Raw genomic sequence first — 15790 nt, 5'->3', positions numbered from 1 at the left:
ACCGTGCAAGATGGTCGTCTCTGCAGGGGAAATCCTGATGAACAGCCTGGCTCGTCTCATCGCTGGAGTGGCCATCATGCTGCTTACCTGCGGCTTCGCCATGGCCGAACCACTGACGCTCGCCATTGCCAAGGCCGCGGTCGTATCCGATGCAGCGTCGGGACAGCTGGTCCTTAACCTCAAGATGACATCGGACAGCAAAGGCTTTCGCCGACTTCACCAAGGCGAATGTCGGCAAGGTGGTCGATCTCAGCGTCGACGGTGCCGTGGTGGCGTCGCCGCGCCTGGTCGAACCCATCCTCGGCGGCGAGGTGATGCTCAACGGCACCTTCGCCGCGGGCGAGCTCCAGCGTCTCGCGGAACGGATTTCGGCCGGCGGTGCGAAAGTCACGGTCGAGGTCAAGGCGGAACAGCCTTCGTGACGGCAAAATAGCCCTCGTGAAGGCTGGGCAGGCCTCACCGTCTGTTTGGCGCTGGCCAAAACCAGGCAGGCTTGGCACAGTCGCGTAAACAGGAGTCTCTTGATGGCAAAGAAGCCGGCGGCGCATGCGACGAAACCCAAGCCCTGGACCGAGATGGCGACACATCTGGTCGACGTCGCCATGGGCCGCAAGCCCGCCGATCTCGTCATCCGCAACGGCCGATGGGTGAACGTTCACTCAGGCGAGATCATCGCCGGCACCGATATCGCCATATCAGGCGGCCGCTTTGCCTATTGTGGGCCGAATGCCAGCCACGCGATTGGTCAGGGTACCAAGGTGGTCGATGCCGGCGGGCGCTACCTGGTGCCCGGCCTCTGCGACGCGCACATGCATGTCGAGAGCGGTATGGTGACGGTGACCGAATTCTGCCGCGCGGTCATCCCGCATGGCACCACCTCGATGTTCATCGATCCGCATGAGATCGCCAACGTGCTCGGTCTGCCGGGCGTTCGCCTGATGCATGACGAGGCGGTTGCCATGCCCATAAACGTGCATGTGCAGATGCCGTCCTGCGTGCCTTCGGCACCGGGGCTCGAACATGCCGGTGCCGAGCTGACGGTCGCCGATGTTGCCGAGGCGATGACCTGGGAAAACATAATCGGGCTCGGCGAAGTGATGAATTTCCCTGGTGTCGTCGCCAATGACCCTGTCATGTCCGGCGAGATCGCCGCCACTGTGAAAGCAGGCAAGACGGTCGGCGGCCACTATGCCTCGCGCGATCTCGGTCTGCCGTTCCACGGCTATGTCGCCGGCGGACCCGAGGACGACCATGAAGGCACGCGCGCCGAGGATGCGATTGCCCGTGTGCGCCAGGGCATGAAGGCAATGCTGCGGCTGGGTTCGGCCTGGTATGACGTTGCCTCGCAGATAAAGGCGGTGACCGAAGGCGGCATCGATCCGCGCAACTTCATCCTGTGCACGGACGACAGCCATTCCGGCACGCTTGTCCATGAAGGCCATATGGACCGGGTGGTGCGTCACGCCATCCAACAGGGGCTGAAGCCGGTGACGGCGATCCAGATGGCGACGATCAACACTGCCCAGCATTTCAGGCTGGAACGCGAGATCGGTTCGATCGCGCCGGGGCGATTGGGGGACCTGCTGATCGTCTCCGATCTCGCCGCAATGACCATCGATGAGGTCTATGCGCGCGGCGTCAGGCTGGCCAAGGGCGGCAAGCTCGACATCGACATTCCGGCCTATGACTATCCGGAGACGGCGAAGAACACCGTCAAGTTGGGCAAGAAGCTGAAGGCCGGCGATTTCGACATCACGGCCCCCAAGGGCGCCAACGAAGTGCGGGTGCGGGTGATCGGCGTCATCGAGAACCAGGCGCCGACGCGGGCGCTGGAGGCGGATCTTGCCGTCGAGGACGGGCTGGTCGCCATGGACCGCCGCAACGATGTTTGCCAGATCGCGCTGGTCGAGCGCCACAGGGGCACCGGCGGCGTCACCAACGCCTTCGTCTCAGGCTTCGGCTACATGGGCGACTGCGCCATGGCGTCGAGCGTGGCGCATGACGCCCATCACATCATCTGCGTCGGCACCAACAAGCAGGACATGGCGCTGGCGGTCAACCGGCTGGGCGAAGTCGGCGGCGGCGTCGTGCTGTTTTCCAAGGGCAAGGAATTGGCGCTGGTCGAAATGCCGATCGCCGGACTGATGTCGGACGAGCGCGCCGAGATCGTCGCCGCCAAGGCCGAAAAGCTGACCGAGGCGATGCGCAAGATGGGCTGTTCCCTGAACAACGCCTACATGCAGCACTCGCTGCTGGCACTGGTGGTCATTCCTGAGCTCAGGATTTCCGATGTCGGCCTGATCGACGTGACGACCTTCCAGAAGGTCGACCTGTTCGTTTAGGGTGTGTCGATATCCTGACGAGGCCGGCTTCGTCAGAAGCTCGGCATACGCTGGCGGGTCATTAGTTGATGCTATCACCCCCCAGTGACGATAGTCAGCACCTTGAACGGCGTGGTGATGACGACTTCGGCGACTGAGCCGACGGCCTTGCCGAGGCCCTGGCCGAGATTGTTGAGCTGTGCCGGATCGGGTTCGTCCGAGGCGAGGCCGGCTGGCGTGCGCAGGCGGTCGCCGAGCAACTGCACCAGGATCGGATTGTCGGCGAATTTGGCGTGGTTGAGGCCACCGTCGCCGCCCTTGATCTTGGACAGGTCGACCACGGAGACGCCATAGCTGGCGAGATCGGCGGCATTGCCGTAGTCGCCGACCCGGGGTTTGTCACCCGAGATGATGGATGACAGCTTGAGCGCCCGGTCATCGCTTGAAAGCAGCACGGCAAACGGCTTGTTTGGCTTGCCGTAACGCATCATCTGCTTCTTGAACACGTCGACATCGATGTCGGGTGAAGCCAGGACGACATAGCCGAGCTTGCCGCCGAGATCGCGATCGCCGGTGATGGCGAGTTGGCGCAGCGCCTCCATCGTCAGCCAGGTTCCCATCGAATGAGCGATGATGTCGATGCTCTTGACCCGGGTCTTGGCGAGCATCCTGAGCGTCGCCTCGAGATCGTCGCGCGCGGCGTTGGCACTGTCCTTGTCGTAGATGTAGCCGGTCGTCTTGGCGCTCGACGCCCAGGAAAACAGCACCGGCGTGCCCGGATATTTCGTGTCGTGGGCGATCTGCGTCAGCCGGTAGATGCCGTCGTCGAAGCCATTGTTGAAGCCATGCACGAAAACCAGCGCGCGATCACCGCGCATGGCGATGTCGGCGCCGACAGCCTTGGCAAATTGCGGCGCGTCTTCGTAGTAGGTGACGTCCTTGGCGGTGAAATCCTTGGCCGGATTGCTGTTGGCGGAACCCTTGGCGCGCTCGATGGCGCCGACCTGATGGCTCTTCGGAACAGTGACATCGACCCGCGCAAAGCTGGTGGTCAGCGAACGATCGCCGTCGAACACCTGCCGCGGATCCTTCGTCGCTTTCTGCCGGGTCGTGGCGACGAAAATCTCGTGCGTGGCGGCGATGTCGGATGCGGGCACCGCGACCGTCGTCTTGTTGAGCAGATCGTGCGTATTTCCAGCGCAGCCGGCGACCAGCACAGCGAAGCTTATGGCGACGACACTCTTGAAACGCACGCTCACGCGCCGGCTCCCGCAAAGGGCGACGTCAAAAAAATGACGTCGCTTGGTATTCCGATAAGGCCAGAGCCGGGCGCGGTCCAGTTCAAAGTGGACCGGGGCGTCCGCAAGGGTGAATGGGCAAGGCGACTGTCACCAAACCGCATCTACTGCCCGAGCTGGCTGATACGGTCGGTCACATCTCGGTCGCTGGCAAAGCCGTCATCCTCGCGCAGCCGTTGGCCGATCATCTTCACCAGCGCCGGATTGTCGGCGAATTTCGTGTGGTTGAAGCTGTCGGTGCCTTTGACCTTGGAAAGATCGACGACCGTCACGCCGTAAGAGGCAAGATCGGCGGCATCCTTGTAGTCGCCGACGCGCGGCCGCGAACCGGCGATCAGGCCGGAAAGCCGCAGCGCCCGATCATCATCCGACAGCAGCAGGATGAATGGCTTGTCGGGCTTGCCGTAGCGCCGCATCTGGCTCTTGAACACGTCGACATCGATGTCGGGCGAGGCCAGCACCACGTCGCCGAGCTTGCCGCCCAAATCGCGGTCGCCGCTGATGGCCATCTGGCGCAGCGTTTCCATCGTCACCCAGGTTCCCATCGAATGGGCGACAATGTCGATGCGTCGCGCGCCGGACTGCTCCAGCATCCGCAGCGTCACTTCGAGCTGGTCGCGCGCGGCACTGGCACTTTCCTTGTCATAGACATAGTCGGTGGTCTTGGCGCCCGAGGCCCAGGAAAACAGCACTGGCGTGCCCGGGTAGCCAGAATCATGGACGAGCTGGGTCAGGCGGTAGACGGCATCGTCGAAGCCGGTGTTGTAGCCATGCACGAAGACCATGACGCGGCCACCGCGCGCCGCGATATCGGCGTTGAGCGCGCTGGAGAATTTCGGCTGCGTGTCGTAGCCGACGACCTCGGAAGCCATGAAATATTTGGCCGGATCATTCGACTTGCCCCGTGAGCGCCGCTCGATCTGGCCGGTCTGATGGATGCCCGGCACGGTGACGTTGACGCGGGCATAGTTCAGCGTGGCCGAGCGCTCGCCATCGAAAACCTTGTTGGGATCGTCGGACTTCTTGCGCGTCGTGGCGATGAAGATCGAGTGGTTGCCAGCGATTTCCGTCACCGGCGCGGACATGACTGCGCTGCCAAGCAGTTCCTGGGTTTGCGGGCCGGCGCAGCCGGCAACGAGCAAGGCAAGGACAAGAGCAAAAATCTTCTTCAAAGGCACGTCTGAAATTCCACTCCGGCCAAAAGGCCCATCCACCCCCGCGACACCTCCCGGACAGGGAGAGTGCGGCAGAACTAAGTCGTGTCCAGCCGAAATGTGGTCAGCGGCTGGTTACAGCCATCGCACTGTTGCGCGAAAGCCAAAATGGCGGAAGAAACGCCGGAATGTTGGAGAAGGGCAGCACCTCCGGCTTGAGGCGGATGCCGAGCACATCCGCCATGAAGGCGCGGCGCCCTTCGATGCGGCTCCAGGCCTCGGGATAGCGTGCCGCTATCTCCTCGCGCAGCACCTCGTCGGCGAGCGCGATGCCATCCTCGATGTTGGTGGTGAAATAGTCGCTGCCGGTCGCCGGGATGATATCGACCTGCAACGCCATGCCGGATCTCAGTCTGATGTCGGAGCCGGAAAACACCGGCGAATGCATCCACTCATCGATATGGACGAGATGGCCGGGATTGAGCGAGACGCCAAAGAACGGGTCGCCGATGCGGTCATGCACCGCCTTCCACAACGCGCCGCCCGTGGTGCCGATGCCGATTGCTTCGTACCAGTCGACAACCGCCGCGAAATACGGCGCGACCAGCTTTTCGACGTAATTGCCGATGGCAGGAGGCAGTTCGGAGGCGTCTTCGGTCAGGAAGCCCGCGCGGGCATTGAGCGCGCCCTGGATGCCGTAGGCCATAGTGATGGGGTCGCCCCGCTTGATGACATCGAGGCGCGGGCTTGGCAGGCCATAGGCGGCACGCTTTCCCGCCGACAGCATCGGGTGGCAACCATGCGGCAGGCCGTTCATGCCCATCAGCCGCGCCGCCTGCAGTTCGGTCATCCCGGGCTCGATGCTTCTGAGGACATTGCGCAGCCCTTGCGAGGTGAAGGTCGCGGCGAACTCGAAGGCAGCCAACTGGTCGGCCTCGTTGACGGCGCGCAGGCCGTCGGTGGGGTTCATCAGCAGATTGGCGGCATTCACGACCGCGCCCTTGTCGCCGACAAGCGTGCGCAGCGTATCGGCAATAAACGAGGGCAGATCGAGCGTCGTCTCACCGAAGCCGGCGTCGCCGGCGCCAAAAGGCTTCCAGCCGATGGCGCCGATCCTGTGGCCGTCCTTCAGGCCGCAGGCGGCAAGAATGTCGGGCAGCGCGTCCGAGCGGTCGCGCGGCTGTGCCGGCAATGAGAACGTCTGGTAGAGCACGCGCTCATAGGGCCCATCGCAGAGTTCGGCATAGCCCCAGCCCTCATTGCCGACGAGAAGTCTTGGCTGCCGGCCCGGAACGATGACCAGCAATGTCTCCTCAAAGCGCGGATCGTAGCCCGAGAGATAGGCGACATTGGCCGCGTGTTCGCGGTCGCCATAGATGGCGAAGCCATCGAAGCCGGCCTTGGCGCCGCGCGCGATCAGCGCCTCGATGCGTGCCTCATGGGTATTCCGGGCAACCAGCGGCATCACCGTCGGTTCGCCGAATTCCGGCAGCGACATCAATTTCAGGCCGACCGACGCGACAGGCATGAACAAACGCCCCCAAGTGCTTGCAAGGATTCTGCGAATGCCCTTTGCGGGAGGGGCATGAACGGCCGGACAATGGCGTTGCGGGGCGGGATATGCAATAGGCAGGATCGGCTGCGCGAGGTCAGGATGCAACAAACAGACACAAGTGTAGCCAGGTTGATGACAGGGGTCCGCGCAGACATGCGGCACAAGGTGACTTTCCGATGACCAATTTTTCCTCGCGCGTCGCTACCGCCGCCGCCGCGATACGCCAGATCTTTCCGGAAACGCCGCTGCAGGAAAACGACTATCTGTCGAAAAAGACCGGCGCGCGGGTGCTTTTGAAACGCGAGGACCTGTCACCGGTGCGGTCCTACAAGATCCGCGGCGCCTTCAATTTCTTCCGCAAGGCGCTTGCGGCCGGCAATCAGGCTGAACTGTTCGTCTGCGCCTCGGCCGGCAACCATGCGCAGGGTTTTGCTTTCGTCTGCCGCCATTTCGGCAAGAAGGGCGTGGTGTTCATGCCGGTGACGACGCCGCAGCAGAAGATCGACAAGACCAGGCTGTTCGGTGGCGAGTTCGTCGAGATCAGGCTGGTCGGCGACTTTTTCGACGACTGCTATCGTGCCGCCTTCGAATTCACCGAAAGCTCCGGTGCCCACATGGTGCCGCCCTTCGACCACAAGGACATCATCGAGGGCCAGGCGACGGTCGCCTATGAGATCGTGGACCAGATGCCGGGCGCGCGCATGCCCGACATCGTCATGCTGCCGGTTGGCGGTGGCGGGCTCGCCGCCGGCGTCACCCATTATTTCGCCGATCAGGGCCGCGAAGCCCGTTTCGTCTTCTGCGAGCCGGCCGGAGCGCCCAGCCTTCATGACAGCCTTGCGGCGGGAAAACGGCTGAAGCTCGCCAAGGTCGACAACTTCGTTGATGGTGCTGCGGTCGCCGAGATCGGCCGCGAACCCTTGCGATACCTCAAGGAATTCGCCGCCGACACGGTGCGGCTGATCCCGGAAAACCGGCTCTGCGCGACCATGATCGAGATGCTCAACGTAGAAGGCGTCGTGCTCGAGCCGGCCGGTGCGCTGGCCATCGACGCGCTGAAGGATTTTTCCAGGAAGGAGATCCGCGGCAAGACCATTGTCGCCGTGGTTTCAGGCGGCAATTTCGATTTCGAGCGGCTGCCCGATGTCAAGGAACGGGCGCTGCGCTTCGAGGGCCTGAAGAAATACTTCATCATCCGCTTTCCGCAGCGGCCCGGCGCACTGCGCGATTTCCTCGAAATGCTGGGACCGGACGACGACATTGCCCGCTTCGAATATCTGAAAAAATCGGCGCGCAATTTCGGCTCGGTGCTGATCGGCATCGAGACTAAGGACCGCCGCAATTTCGACCTGCTGAGAGCGAATTTCGAGGCCGAGGGTGTGCAGTATCAGGACATCACCGACAACGAGACATTGGCCGGGTTCATCATATGAGCGGAAAGGTCTTCATCGCCCTGTTTTCCGGCATCAATGTCGGCGGCAACCGCATCGTCAAGATGGCGGAGCTGCGCTCGTTCTTCGAGGATCTCGGCTTTTCCGATGTCGCCACCTATGTGCAGAGCGGCAATGCCGTGTTCCGGGCCGGCAAGGGCGACGCGCCCACTCTGACCAAACAGATCGAAGCGGCTTTCGAGAAGAAATGGGGTTTTCACTCGCGTATCATGGTGCGCGATCTCTCCTGGCTCGAACGGCTGGTGAGCGAAAATCCCTATCCGGAAGCGGCCGCTGATCACACCAAGCTCCATGCCTATGCGCTGGAGCGCGAGCCGAACACCGATGAGGTGGCGCGGCTGACTGAGAAGTGCACCGGCCCCGAGCGCTTCGAGGTCAAGGGTGACGTGCTCTATCTCAGCGCCCCGGACGGGCTCGGCAAATCCGTGTTCGCCAACCTCATTCCGCGCGTCCTCAAGGTGCCGGGCACCGCGCGCAACTGGCGCTCGGTGCTGGCGCTGCTGGAGATGGCCAGTCAGGCCGATCAGAAATAGGCCGACTACGCCGCCGGCTTCCAGTCGAAGGTCAGTTCCTCGCGGAAAGCAAAGCGCTTGATGTGGTCGGCGACAACGCTTTCCAGCCGCTCGATCGACCCGGCTTCCTCGGTCGAAACCGTGATGTGCAGCGTGTCCGCATCGGCATCCATGACGGTGCGGCCGAGCGAGAGATCGATCGTGCCATGGGTGGGGTCGAATTCGACGGGAAATTTGTGCGCCCAGTGCTTGCACAGCTGCTGCAGGTAGCGGCTTGCATGTTCAGTGGCGACATCGGCACGGCTGGTCGGCATGAATGAATTCTCCTGGATCCGGCGCTGGCTTTGCCTGGCTGGCGCGTCAGGCAGGTAGATAGGTGCCGTCGATTAAAACGGCAAAGGCGGCCGCCTTGTCCGCGCGGCCGCCTTGCTCAAGATGGCGTGATCGCTACCAGGTGCCGGTGTTCGGCATCGAGGCCCAGGGCTCGGCCTTGGGCTTGGCCGGCCCCTTCTGCAGCAGCTCGAACGAGATGCCGTCTGGCGACTTGACGAAGGCCATGTTGCCGTCGCGTGGCGGCCGGTTGATGACGACGCCCTTGTCCATCAGATGCTGGCAGGTGGCGTAGATGTCGTCGACCTCATAGGCGAGGTGGCCGAAATTGCGGCCGCCCTTGTAGTCTTCCGGATCCCAATTGTAGGTCAGTTCGATCAGCGGTGCCTTGTCGGCAATGCCGCTTTCCTCGTCTTCAGAAGCCGCGAGGAAGATCAGCGTGAAGCGGCCCTGCTCGTTTTCATAGCGGCGAACTTCCTTCAGCCCGAGCTTGTTGCAGTAGAAATCGAGTGAGGCATCGACATCGGCGACGCGGACCATGGTGTGCAGATAGCGCATGTGATTTTCCTGAGGTCGTTGGGCTGCGGCGCAACATAGGGTCGGCCCGCTCAAAGGGCAATCTCCGGCGACAAGCGACGCCGGCAAAGAACAAATCCGGTATTCCCGTAATGAACCGTGAAAAAAGGCAGGGAAGGTCTTGCACACACCGGAAGCCGCGGTGTTAATCTGGTGTCAAGAATCAGTTGCGGTGTTCTTGAAAAAAGGGGGCATTCTTATGGGGGAAAAGGCCTCTTTGACGGGGCGGGCCGGAACCCTTGGCGACGCCTTGACGCGCGACGAAGGCGGCGATGCCGACCTTGCAGAAATTGCCGGCGCCATCAAGTGGTTCGATGTGGCCAAGGGCTACGGGTTCATCCTTCCCGATGATGGTGTCTCGGGCGATATCCTCCTCCATGTGACATGTCTTCGGCGGGACGGCTTCCAGACAGCCTTGGAAGGCGCGCGCGTGGTCTGTCTTGTCAAGCAGGGCGATCGCGGGCTGCAGGCCTTTCGTGTGCTTTCGATGGATATCACCACCGCCGTCCACCCTGCGGAAATGCAGGAACAACGCACCCACGTCGCGGTGACGCCGGAAAGCGGGCTCGAACGCGCTTTGGTCAAGTGGTTCAACCGCACCAAGGGCTTCGGCTTCCTGACGCGCGGTGAGGGCACCGAGGACATTTTCGTCCATATGGAGACCTTGCGCCGGTACGGTATCACCGAGCTTCGGCCGGGGCAGGTGGTGCTTGTTCGGTTCGGGCGTGGCGACAAAGGCCTTATGGCTGCCGAAATTCACCCCGATATGGGCACCTTGCCGGTCTCGCATTAGGGCGATACCGACCGAGGATTTTGCATGGCTCACAGGAACTGGCTGACGGCGGGCGCGATGTGTGCCGTTGCTGCCGTGATCATCGCCACAGGCGCCTTTTTCTACTTCCAGGTACCCAGCGCGGCCGATGACCGGGCGATGATTCTGCCCGTCGACCCCGCACCGCTGGTCGCGGTGACGAAAAACGGTGAACGCTCCTTCTCGATCGAAGTCGCTGATACCGAAAACGAGCGTGAGGCCGGCCTGATGTATCGCGAGGACATGGCGGCCAATCATGGCATGCTGTTCGTCTTCGAGGAGACACGCGACGTCAGTTTCTGGATGAAGAACACGCCGATGCCGCTGGATTTGATCTTCGTCGGCCAGGACGGCAGGATCCGGGCGATCAAGAAAGGCGAGCCGCAATCCGAAGCAATCATCTCACCCGGGGAGCCGGTTCGCTTCGTGCTCGAGCTGAAGGCCGGCACGGCTGCCAAAGATGGTATCGCCGACGGCGATCTGTTGCGCCATCCGGCGATCGGCACGGCGTCAGGTCCCGGCATGCCGCCAGCGGACAAGGGCGATTCCCCCAACGTCAAATCGAACTGATCGCAAGGATCGCCTTCCGATGCAGTTCTTTTCCCATGATGGCTTCGATCTCGCCTTCCTCGACCGCCAGCCGGCATCGGGCGCAGGCGATCCTGTGCTCATGATCCACGGCTTCGCCTCGAGCCACTACGTCAACTGGGTATCGCCCGGCTGGTTCAAGACGCTTAACGATGCCGGTTACCGCGCCATCGGCTTCGACAATCGCGGCCATGGCTCGTCGTCGAAGAGCTACGACGAGGCCGATTACACACCCGCGAAAATGGCTTCGGACGCCGCCGCCTTGCTCGACCATCTCGGGATCGACCGCGCCCATGTTATGGGCTATTCGATGGGCGCGCGCATCGCGGCGTTCCTGGCACTGTCCGATCCCGACAAGGTAGCGACGCTGGTCTTTGGCGGCCTCGGCATCGGCATGATCGACGGCGTCGGCGATTGGGATCCGATTGCGGCGGCCCTCCTTGCCGACGATCCGGCCACGACGACCCATCCGCGCGGGCGCTCTTTTCGCGCCTTTGCCGATCAGACCCGCAGTGATCGCCGGGCACTTGCCGCCTGCATTGCAAAATCGCGGGAGTTGCTTGACGAGGACGACATCGCTCGCATCGCTCAACCGACGCTCGTTGCGGTCGGCACGACGGACGATATCGGCGGCTCGCCCGACGAGCTTGCCGCTTTGATGCCCAACGCCAGGGCTTTTCATATCGAGGGCCGCGACCATATGCTGGCGGTCGGAGACAAGACCTTCAAGCAACGCGTGCTGGAGTTTTATGCTGAATATCCGCTTTGAGCGGCTAGAGCAATTCCAGGAAAAGTGTGTAACGGTTTTCCGTCCGGAATTGCGTCAAAACAAGGAGTTAGAGTGGTTCGCCGTTTCCGTGAAACGGTGAACCGCTCTAACCGGGGGGCAACAGTGGCACAATGGGGAAGAGGCACGGCCGCCATGCCGGGCGCCGTGGCGCAAGGCAAGTTCGGCAAACGTTCGGTCGTCCTGGCGTTGTCGGCATTCGCGGCGGGGGCGCTTGCCATAACCATCCTGGTGGCGATGCCGAGCGACACGTCGCAGCTCGTCCAGAACATCGCCACGGGCTTCTTCATGGCGGTGTTCCTGCTCGCCGCTCCGCTGGCGCATATCACCGGCGTGGTCTTCGGCATCATGGCGCTGGTGCGTTCGAACGAAAGTCGTTCGCTTGGCCTTCTGGGCATAATCCTCAATGGCCTGTCGGTGATGGCAGGGCTTGGTATTCTTGCGGCAATGGCGTCGACGATAGGCGCCTTTACCTGATCTTGCGCGCTCTCGCTGCTTGAATGGACTTCGCCAGCACGCACAGCAATTCGAACATCATCGTCGCGCCAGCCAGCGCCGTCATGCCGGCAAGATCGAATGGCGGCGCGACTTCCACGACATCGGCGCCGACAATGTTCAACCCGTCGAGCAGGCGAACCATTTCCTGGACCTCGCGTGTGGTGAAGCCGCCGAGCTCGGGCGTGCCGGTTCCCGGCGCCATCGACGGGTCGATGCAGTCGATGTCGAAGGTCACATAGGTCGGTCCGGTTCCGGCGACGGTGCGCGCTTCTTCCATGACGCTGGCAGCACCTCGCCTGACGAACTCCTCCATGTAGATGATGCGAATACCCTGGCTGACCGCCCAGTCATGCTCGCCGGGCTCGTAGATCGAGCCGCGAATGCCGATCTGCACGACCCGCCTGGGGTCGAGCAGGCCCTCTTCGATGGCCCGGCGGAAGGGTGTGCCGTGGGTGTAGGGATTGTCGCCGAAATAGCGGTCGTTGGTGTCGGAATGCGCATCGAAATGGATCATGCCGACTGGCCTGTGCTTGGCGACGGCGCGCAGCACCGGCAGCGTCGTCAGATGATCGCCTCCGGCGGCCAGCGGAATGGCGCCTGCCGCCACGATTGCAGCAATGCCGTCCTCGATGCGTTTCAATCCGTCCATGAGGTTGATCGGATTGACCGAGAGATCGCCGACATCGGCGACATTGGCGATGCTGAACGGCTCGATGCCCGAGACGTGGTGGACACGCCGCATCAGGCTCGACTGGTTGCGGATTTCGCGCGGGCCGTGGCGCGCGCCGGCGCGGTTGGTCGTGCCGCCGTCCCAGGGTATGCCGACCAGCGCGATGTCGAGCCCCTCGGCGCTCGCCACCGCCGGCAGCCGCATGAAGGTCGAGAGCCCGGCAAAGCGGGGAACGACCGAAGCGTCGACCGGTTGGAAGAAATTGCTGCTCATGATGTCGGCACCTCGGAAGAATTCACGTCTGGCTATTTCAGCGATCCGCCTCTCGCGGTCATCGACCAGCCAATGGCCTTTTGGGGGCCACATGCAAGCGTGCCGGGTGATGTCAGGCGGAAAATCATGAGGGCTTTTGCAGGGCCGCCAGCGACCGGGCCAGGTTCAGCCTGGCCTGCGGCTCGAAACGTTGGCGAAATTCCTGCGTGTGGAAGATATGTGGGCGGGCGAGAAAACCCGTCAACACAGCACCCCGTCCGGCACGCCACATCGGTTCCTCCACCCAGCCATATTCGCTGCGGACGGCGCGCTCATAGGCGTCGAACGCATCCGGCGCGGCACCCAGGATCGACAGATCCATGTCGAGGAACAGGCTGCCGTCGCGCGTGGCTGCCGCGTCGTCAAACCGGGGCAACTCGTGCGTGGCGGTGGCGAGGATCATCGCGCTGATGCGGCCCAGGCGTCCGGCATCCATGCGGCCCACGAGCTCTTTTTCGGCAAGGGCGGCACTTCTGGCCTCATTGTCCTTGGCCTTGCTGTCGTAGATGGCGTCGTGGAACCAGATCGCCGCTTCGACGGCTTCGGGATCGCCGAGCGACGCTCGATAGTCGGTAGCCAGCGCCAGCATCGCCTCGATATGGGCAAGGTTGTGGTAGTGGCGATCCTCGGCTTTGTAGAGAGCCGAAAGTTCGGTTTTCAGAGCTGTGTCGATCAAGGGTTCGTTTTCCATGGCTGCTTGAATTCCTGCGAACCAAATCCATTTGACGAAGCACTAAGGAAAATTGAGTTCAATCGTGCTATGATTTGGCCTATATAAGCGGCCGGATGACAGGCAAGCCAGCAGGATCCAGGACGAGACGTCGATGAACAGCATCAGCATTTCCCGCCACAGCATGTTGCAGCCGGTCGACCCGATCTGGCGTTCGATCCGCGACGAGGCGATGGACGCGGTCAACCGCGATCCGCTTCTTGCCGCGTTCCTCTATTCGACCATCCTGAACCAGGAGAGCCTGGAAGAGGCCGTGATCCACCGGATCGCCGAGCGGCTTGCCCATCAGGACATCGGATCCGATCTCATCCGCCAGACCTTCAAATCGATGCTGGCCGACGACAAGGACTGGCCAACGACCGTACGCGTCGACATCCAGGCTTATTACGACCGCGACCCGGCCTGCGACCGTTTCATCATGCCGGTGCTCTATTTCAAGGGATTTCACGCCATCCAGACCCACAGGCTGGCGCACTGGCTGTGGAACCAGGGTCGCAAGGACTTCGCGCTCTATCTGCAGAGCCGTTCCTCCTCGGTCTTCCAGACCGACATCAACCCTGCGGCGCGCATTGGCAAGGGCATCTTCATCGATCATGCCACCGGCCTCGTCGTCGGCGAGACCGCGGTCATCGAGGACGATGTGTCGATCTTGCACGGCGTGACGCTGGGCGGTACCGGCAAGGCCGGTGGCGACCGCCACCCCAAGATCCGCCGTGGTGTGCTGATCGGCGCCGGCGCCAAGATTCTCGGCAACATCGAGATCGGCCATTGCTCCAAGATTGCCGCCGGTTCGGTTGTTCTGTCGCCGGTGCCGCACAACAAGACCGTTGCCGGCGTGCCGGCCCGCGTCGTTGGCGAGACCGGCTGCGACCAGCCTTCGCGACAGATGGACCAGCTTCTGCCGTCGCAGACGATGGACCAGGTGGTCAGTTTCGACATCTGATTTTTGGCGCCGGCGCGTTGTCCGGCATGATTGCGATTTTGCCCGGCGGCGTATCGCTTCTGGTGCAATACGGCCGGGTTGCCTTTACATCGCCATTGTCGACGTGCCAGAAGCGCCCTTCAAACCAGCAAGCCCGATGATCGGAGAAGACTGTTGAAGCCGGACGAAATCAGAAAGCTGGACGCCTATTTCAAGCGCGTCTTCCAGAACCCCAAGCTCGAGGTCAAGGCACGGCCGCGTAAGGAAGATTCGGCCGAGGTCTATGTCGGTGACGAGTTCCTCGGCATCGTCTTCAAGGACGAGGACGACGGCGACTACAATTTCTCGATGGCGATCCTCGACATCGATCTGGCTTGAGCCACGATCCAACGGCAGGCCGCGTCGAGCGCGGCCGGCCTAAAGCAATTCCAGGAAAAGTGTGAAACGGTTTTCCGTCAGGAATTGCGTCAAAACAAAGAGTTAGAGCGGGTTGCCGTTTCCGTGAAACGGCGAACTGCTCGGGGCCCCTGTCAATGTCCGGTCTTCAGAATATGCCCGGCCTCGGCGGCCATCGCCGCATCGAGCGCTTGCCAGTCGCCAAGGAATTCCTTGGGAAAACGATAGATGAGGCTGAGATCGTTGCCGACATGGATGTCCCGCTCGCAGGGCGCCAGCGATTCTCCGGCACTCGGCCCGCTCAGGCAGCGGGCCACGAAGGGGTCCTTGCCCTCGCGCTTGCCGACCACCAGCACCTCGTTCAGATAGCCTGATTTCTCGTTGAAAGCGTAGACCGTCGTGCCGCCAGGTCCGGGAATGCCGGTCTGGACGATCAGCGCGCTGTAGATCGGTGCGAACCGGCCGCTCATGTCGCGCGACATCATCTGCTGTTCCAAAGACAGGAAGATGATGTTCCTGTTGGCTTCCGAGTGATTGAAATCGTCGCGAGCCGCCTCGCTGTAGCCGTCCATCTGCGGGTAACGCAGATAGAGGTCGAGACGTGAGGCAATGCCGTCGCGCCGGGCCTGGGCGAAGCGAATGATGTTGGCCGGCACTGCGATGACATTGTTGCCGATCACGATCTGGCGGATGGTCGGATCGTCCGTGTATCCGGCCATGGCGATGGTATGCCCGAACCATTTGCCGCCAACGCTGATCGCCATCGACAGCAGGGCAAGTGCGGCGAAGGCATAGAACACCCGCCTCATCAGCATGGAATCGACCACGGTGAATTCGGGGCCGTCGGCGATTGCTGCCTGCTTCATCTCGGTCCTCATC

The 15790-nt window shown here is 62.2% G+C and carries 18 protein-coding genes; 10 read left to right on the top strand and 8 right to left on the bottom strand.

Annotated elements, in window-relative coordinates:
- Positions 1-239 precede the first annotated feature (239 nt).
- Positions 240-422 (top strand): hypothetical protein, encoded by a 183-nt coding sequence (locus EB235_RS34855; RefSeq protein WP_245268733.1) that lies wholly within the window; start codon positions 240-242, stop codon positions 420-422.
- A gap of 102 nt (positions 423-524) precedes the next feature.
- Entirely contained in the window at positions 525-2342 is a 1818-nt protein-coding gene (gene ade / locus EB235_RS23235; RefSeq protein ID WP_027028733.1) for an adenine deaminase, read from the top strand.
- 74 nt (positions 2343-2416) lie between these two features.
- On the opposite strand, the gene EB235_RS23230 is transcribed toward ade, so the two are convergent.
- From EB235_RS23230 to EB235_RS23220, 3 genes are all read right to left on the bottom strand, one after another.
- Entirely contained in the window at positions 2417-3580 is a 1164-nt protein-coding gene (locus EB235_RS23230; protein WP_027028734.1) for an alpha/beta hydrolase, read from the bottom strand.
- 143 nt (positions 3581-3723) lie between these two features.
- A complete protein-coding gene (locus EB235_RS23225) occupies positions 3724-4797 on the bottom strand; it encodes an alpha/beta hydrolase (RefSeq protein WP_027028735.1) in 1074 nt (357 codons plus the stop codon).
- Positions 4798-4897: 100 nt separating this feature from the next.
- The gene (locus EB235_RS23220) at positions 4898-6301 is read right to left on the bottom strand and encodes a M24 family metallopeptidase (RefSeq protein ID WP_027028736.1); all 1404 of its coding nucleotides are present in this window, start codon (positions 6299-6301) and stop codon (positions 4898-4900) included.
- Between the two features lie 203 nt (positions 6302-6504).
- Between EB235_RS23220 and ilvA the strand changes: the two genes are divergently transcribed.
- Positions 6505-7761, top strand: coding sequence for a threonine ammonia-lyase IlvA (gene ilvA / locus EB235_RS23215; protein ID WP_027028737.1), 1257 nt, complete (start codon positions 6505-6507; stop codon positions 7759-7761).
- Positions 7758-8312 carry a DUF1697 domain-containing protein gene (locus tag EB235_RS23210; RefSeq protein WP_027028738.1) on the top strand — a complete coding sequence of 185 codons (555 nt, stop codon included), beginning with the start codon at positions 7758-7760 and terminating at the stop codon, positions 8310-8312. Before ilvA ends, EB235_RS23210 begins: the two co-directional genes overlap by 4 nt.
- Before the next feature lie 5 nt (positions 8313-8317).
- Here the strand turns inward: EB235_RS23210 and EB235_RS23205 are convergent, their stop codons facing one another.
- Positions 8318-8605 (bottom strand): DUF2218 domain-containing protein, encoded by a 288-nt coding sequence (locus EB235_RS23205; RefSeq protein ID WP_027028739.1) that lies wholly within the window; start codon positions 8603-8605, stop codon positions 8318-8320.
- Positions 8606-8738: 133 nt separating this feature from the next.
- Positions 8739-9179 carry a VOC family protein gene (locus EB235_RS23200; RefSeq protein ID WP_027028740.1) on the bottom strand — a complete coding sequence of 147 codons (441 nt, stop codon included), beginning with the start codon at positions 9177-9179 and terminating at the stop codon, positions 8739-8741.
- Positions 9180-9396: 217 nt separating this feature from the next.
- Between EB235_RS23200 and EB235_RS23195 the strand changes: the two genes are divergently transcribed.
- From EB235_RS23195 to EB235_RS23180, 4 genes are all read left to right on the top strand, one after another.
- Entirely contained in the window at positions 9397-9990 is a 594-nt protein-coding gene (locus tag EB235_RS23195; RefSeq protein WP_032925338.1) for a cold-shock protein, read from the top strand.
- 24 nt (positions 9991-10014) lie between these two features.
- Complete coding sequence (locus tag EB235_RS23190) at positions 10015-10578, top strand: DUF192 domain-containing protein (RefSeq protein ID WP_027028742.1); 564 nt, start codon at positions 10015-10017, stop codon at positions 10576-10578.
- Between the two features lie 19 nt (positions 10579-10597).
- Positions 10598-11365, top strand: a complete 768-nt coding sequence (locus tag EB235_RS23185; RefSeq protein ID WP_027028743.1) for an alpha/beta fold hydrolase — start codon at positions 10598-10600, stop codon at positions 11363-11365.
- 153 nt (positions 11366-11518) lie between these two features.
- On the top strand, positions 11519-11860 hold the full coding sequence (locus EB235_RS23180) for a hypothetical protein (RefSeq protein WP_027028744.1): 342 nt from the start codon (positions 11519-11521) through the stop codon (positions 11858-11860).
- Here the strand turns inward: EB235_RS23180 and speB are convergent.
- Both speB and EB235_RS23170 read right to left on the bottom strand, forming a co-directional pair.
- Positions 11853-12824 (bottom strand): agmatinase, encoded by a 972-nt coding sequence (gene speB, locus EB235_RS23175; RefSeq protein ID WP_027028745.1) that lies wholly within the window; start codon positions 12822-12824, stop codon positions 11853-11855. The two genes, EB235_RS23180 and speB, sit on opposite strands and share 8 nt — an antisense overlap.
- A 124-nt stretch (positions 12825-12948) precedes the next feature.
- Positions 12949-13554 (bottom strand): HD domain-containing protein, encoded by a 606-nt coding sequence (locus EB235_RS23170; protein WP_027028746.1) that lies wholly within the window; start codon positions 13552-13554, stop codon positions 12949-12951.
- 133 nt (positions 13555-13687) lie between these two features.
- Here EB235_RS23170 and cysE point away from each other — a divergent pair, with 133 nt between their 5' ends.
- Together cysE and EB235_RS23160 are read left to right on the top strand one after the other, a co-directional pair.
- Positions 13688-14536, top strand: a complete 849-nt coding sequence (gene cysE / locus EB235_RS23165) for a serine O-acetyltransferase (RefSeq protein ID WP_027028747.1) — start codon at positions 13688-13690, stop codon at positions 14534-14536.
- 153 nt (positions 14537-14689) lie between these two features.
- Positions 14690-14893 (top strand): DUF3126 family protein, encoded by a 204-nt coding sequence (locus EB235_RS23160; RefSeq protein ID WP_006200852.1) that lies wholly within the window; start codon positions 14690-14692, stop codon positions 14891-14893.
- A gap of 152 nt (positions 14894-15045) precedes the next feature.
- Here EB235_RS23160 and EB235_RS23155 read toward each other — a convergent pair whose 3' ends face one another.
- Entirely contained in the window at positions 15046-15777 is a 732-nt protein-coding gene (locus EB235_RS23155) for a hypothetical protein (protein WP_027028748.1), read from the bottom strand.
- Positions 15778-15790 lie beyond the last annotated feature (13 nt).

This window comes from Mesorhizobium loti R88b, assembly GCF_013170845.1.
Classification (GTDB): domain Bacteria; phylum Pseudomonadota; class Alphaproteobacteria; order Rhizobiales; family Rhizobiaceae; genus Mesorhizobium; species Mesorhizobium loti_B.
This window is presented reverse-complemented; position numbering and strand designations above follow the sequence as displayed.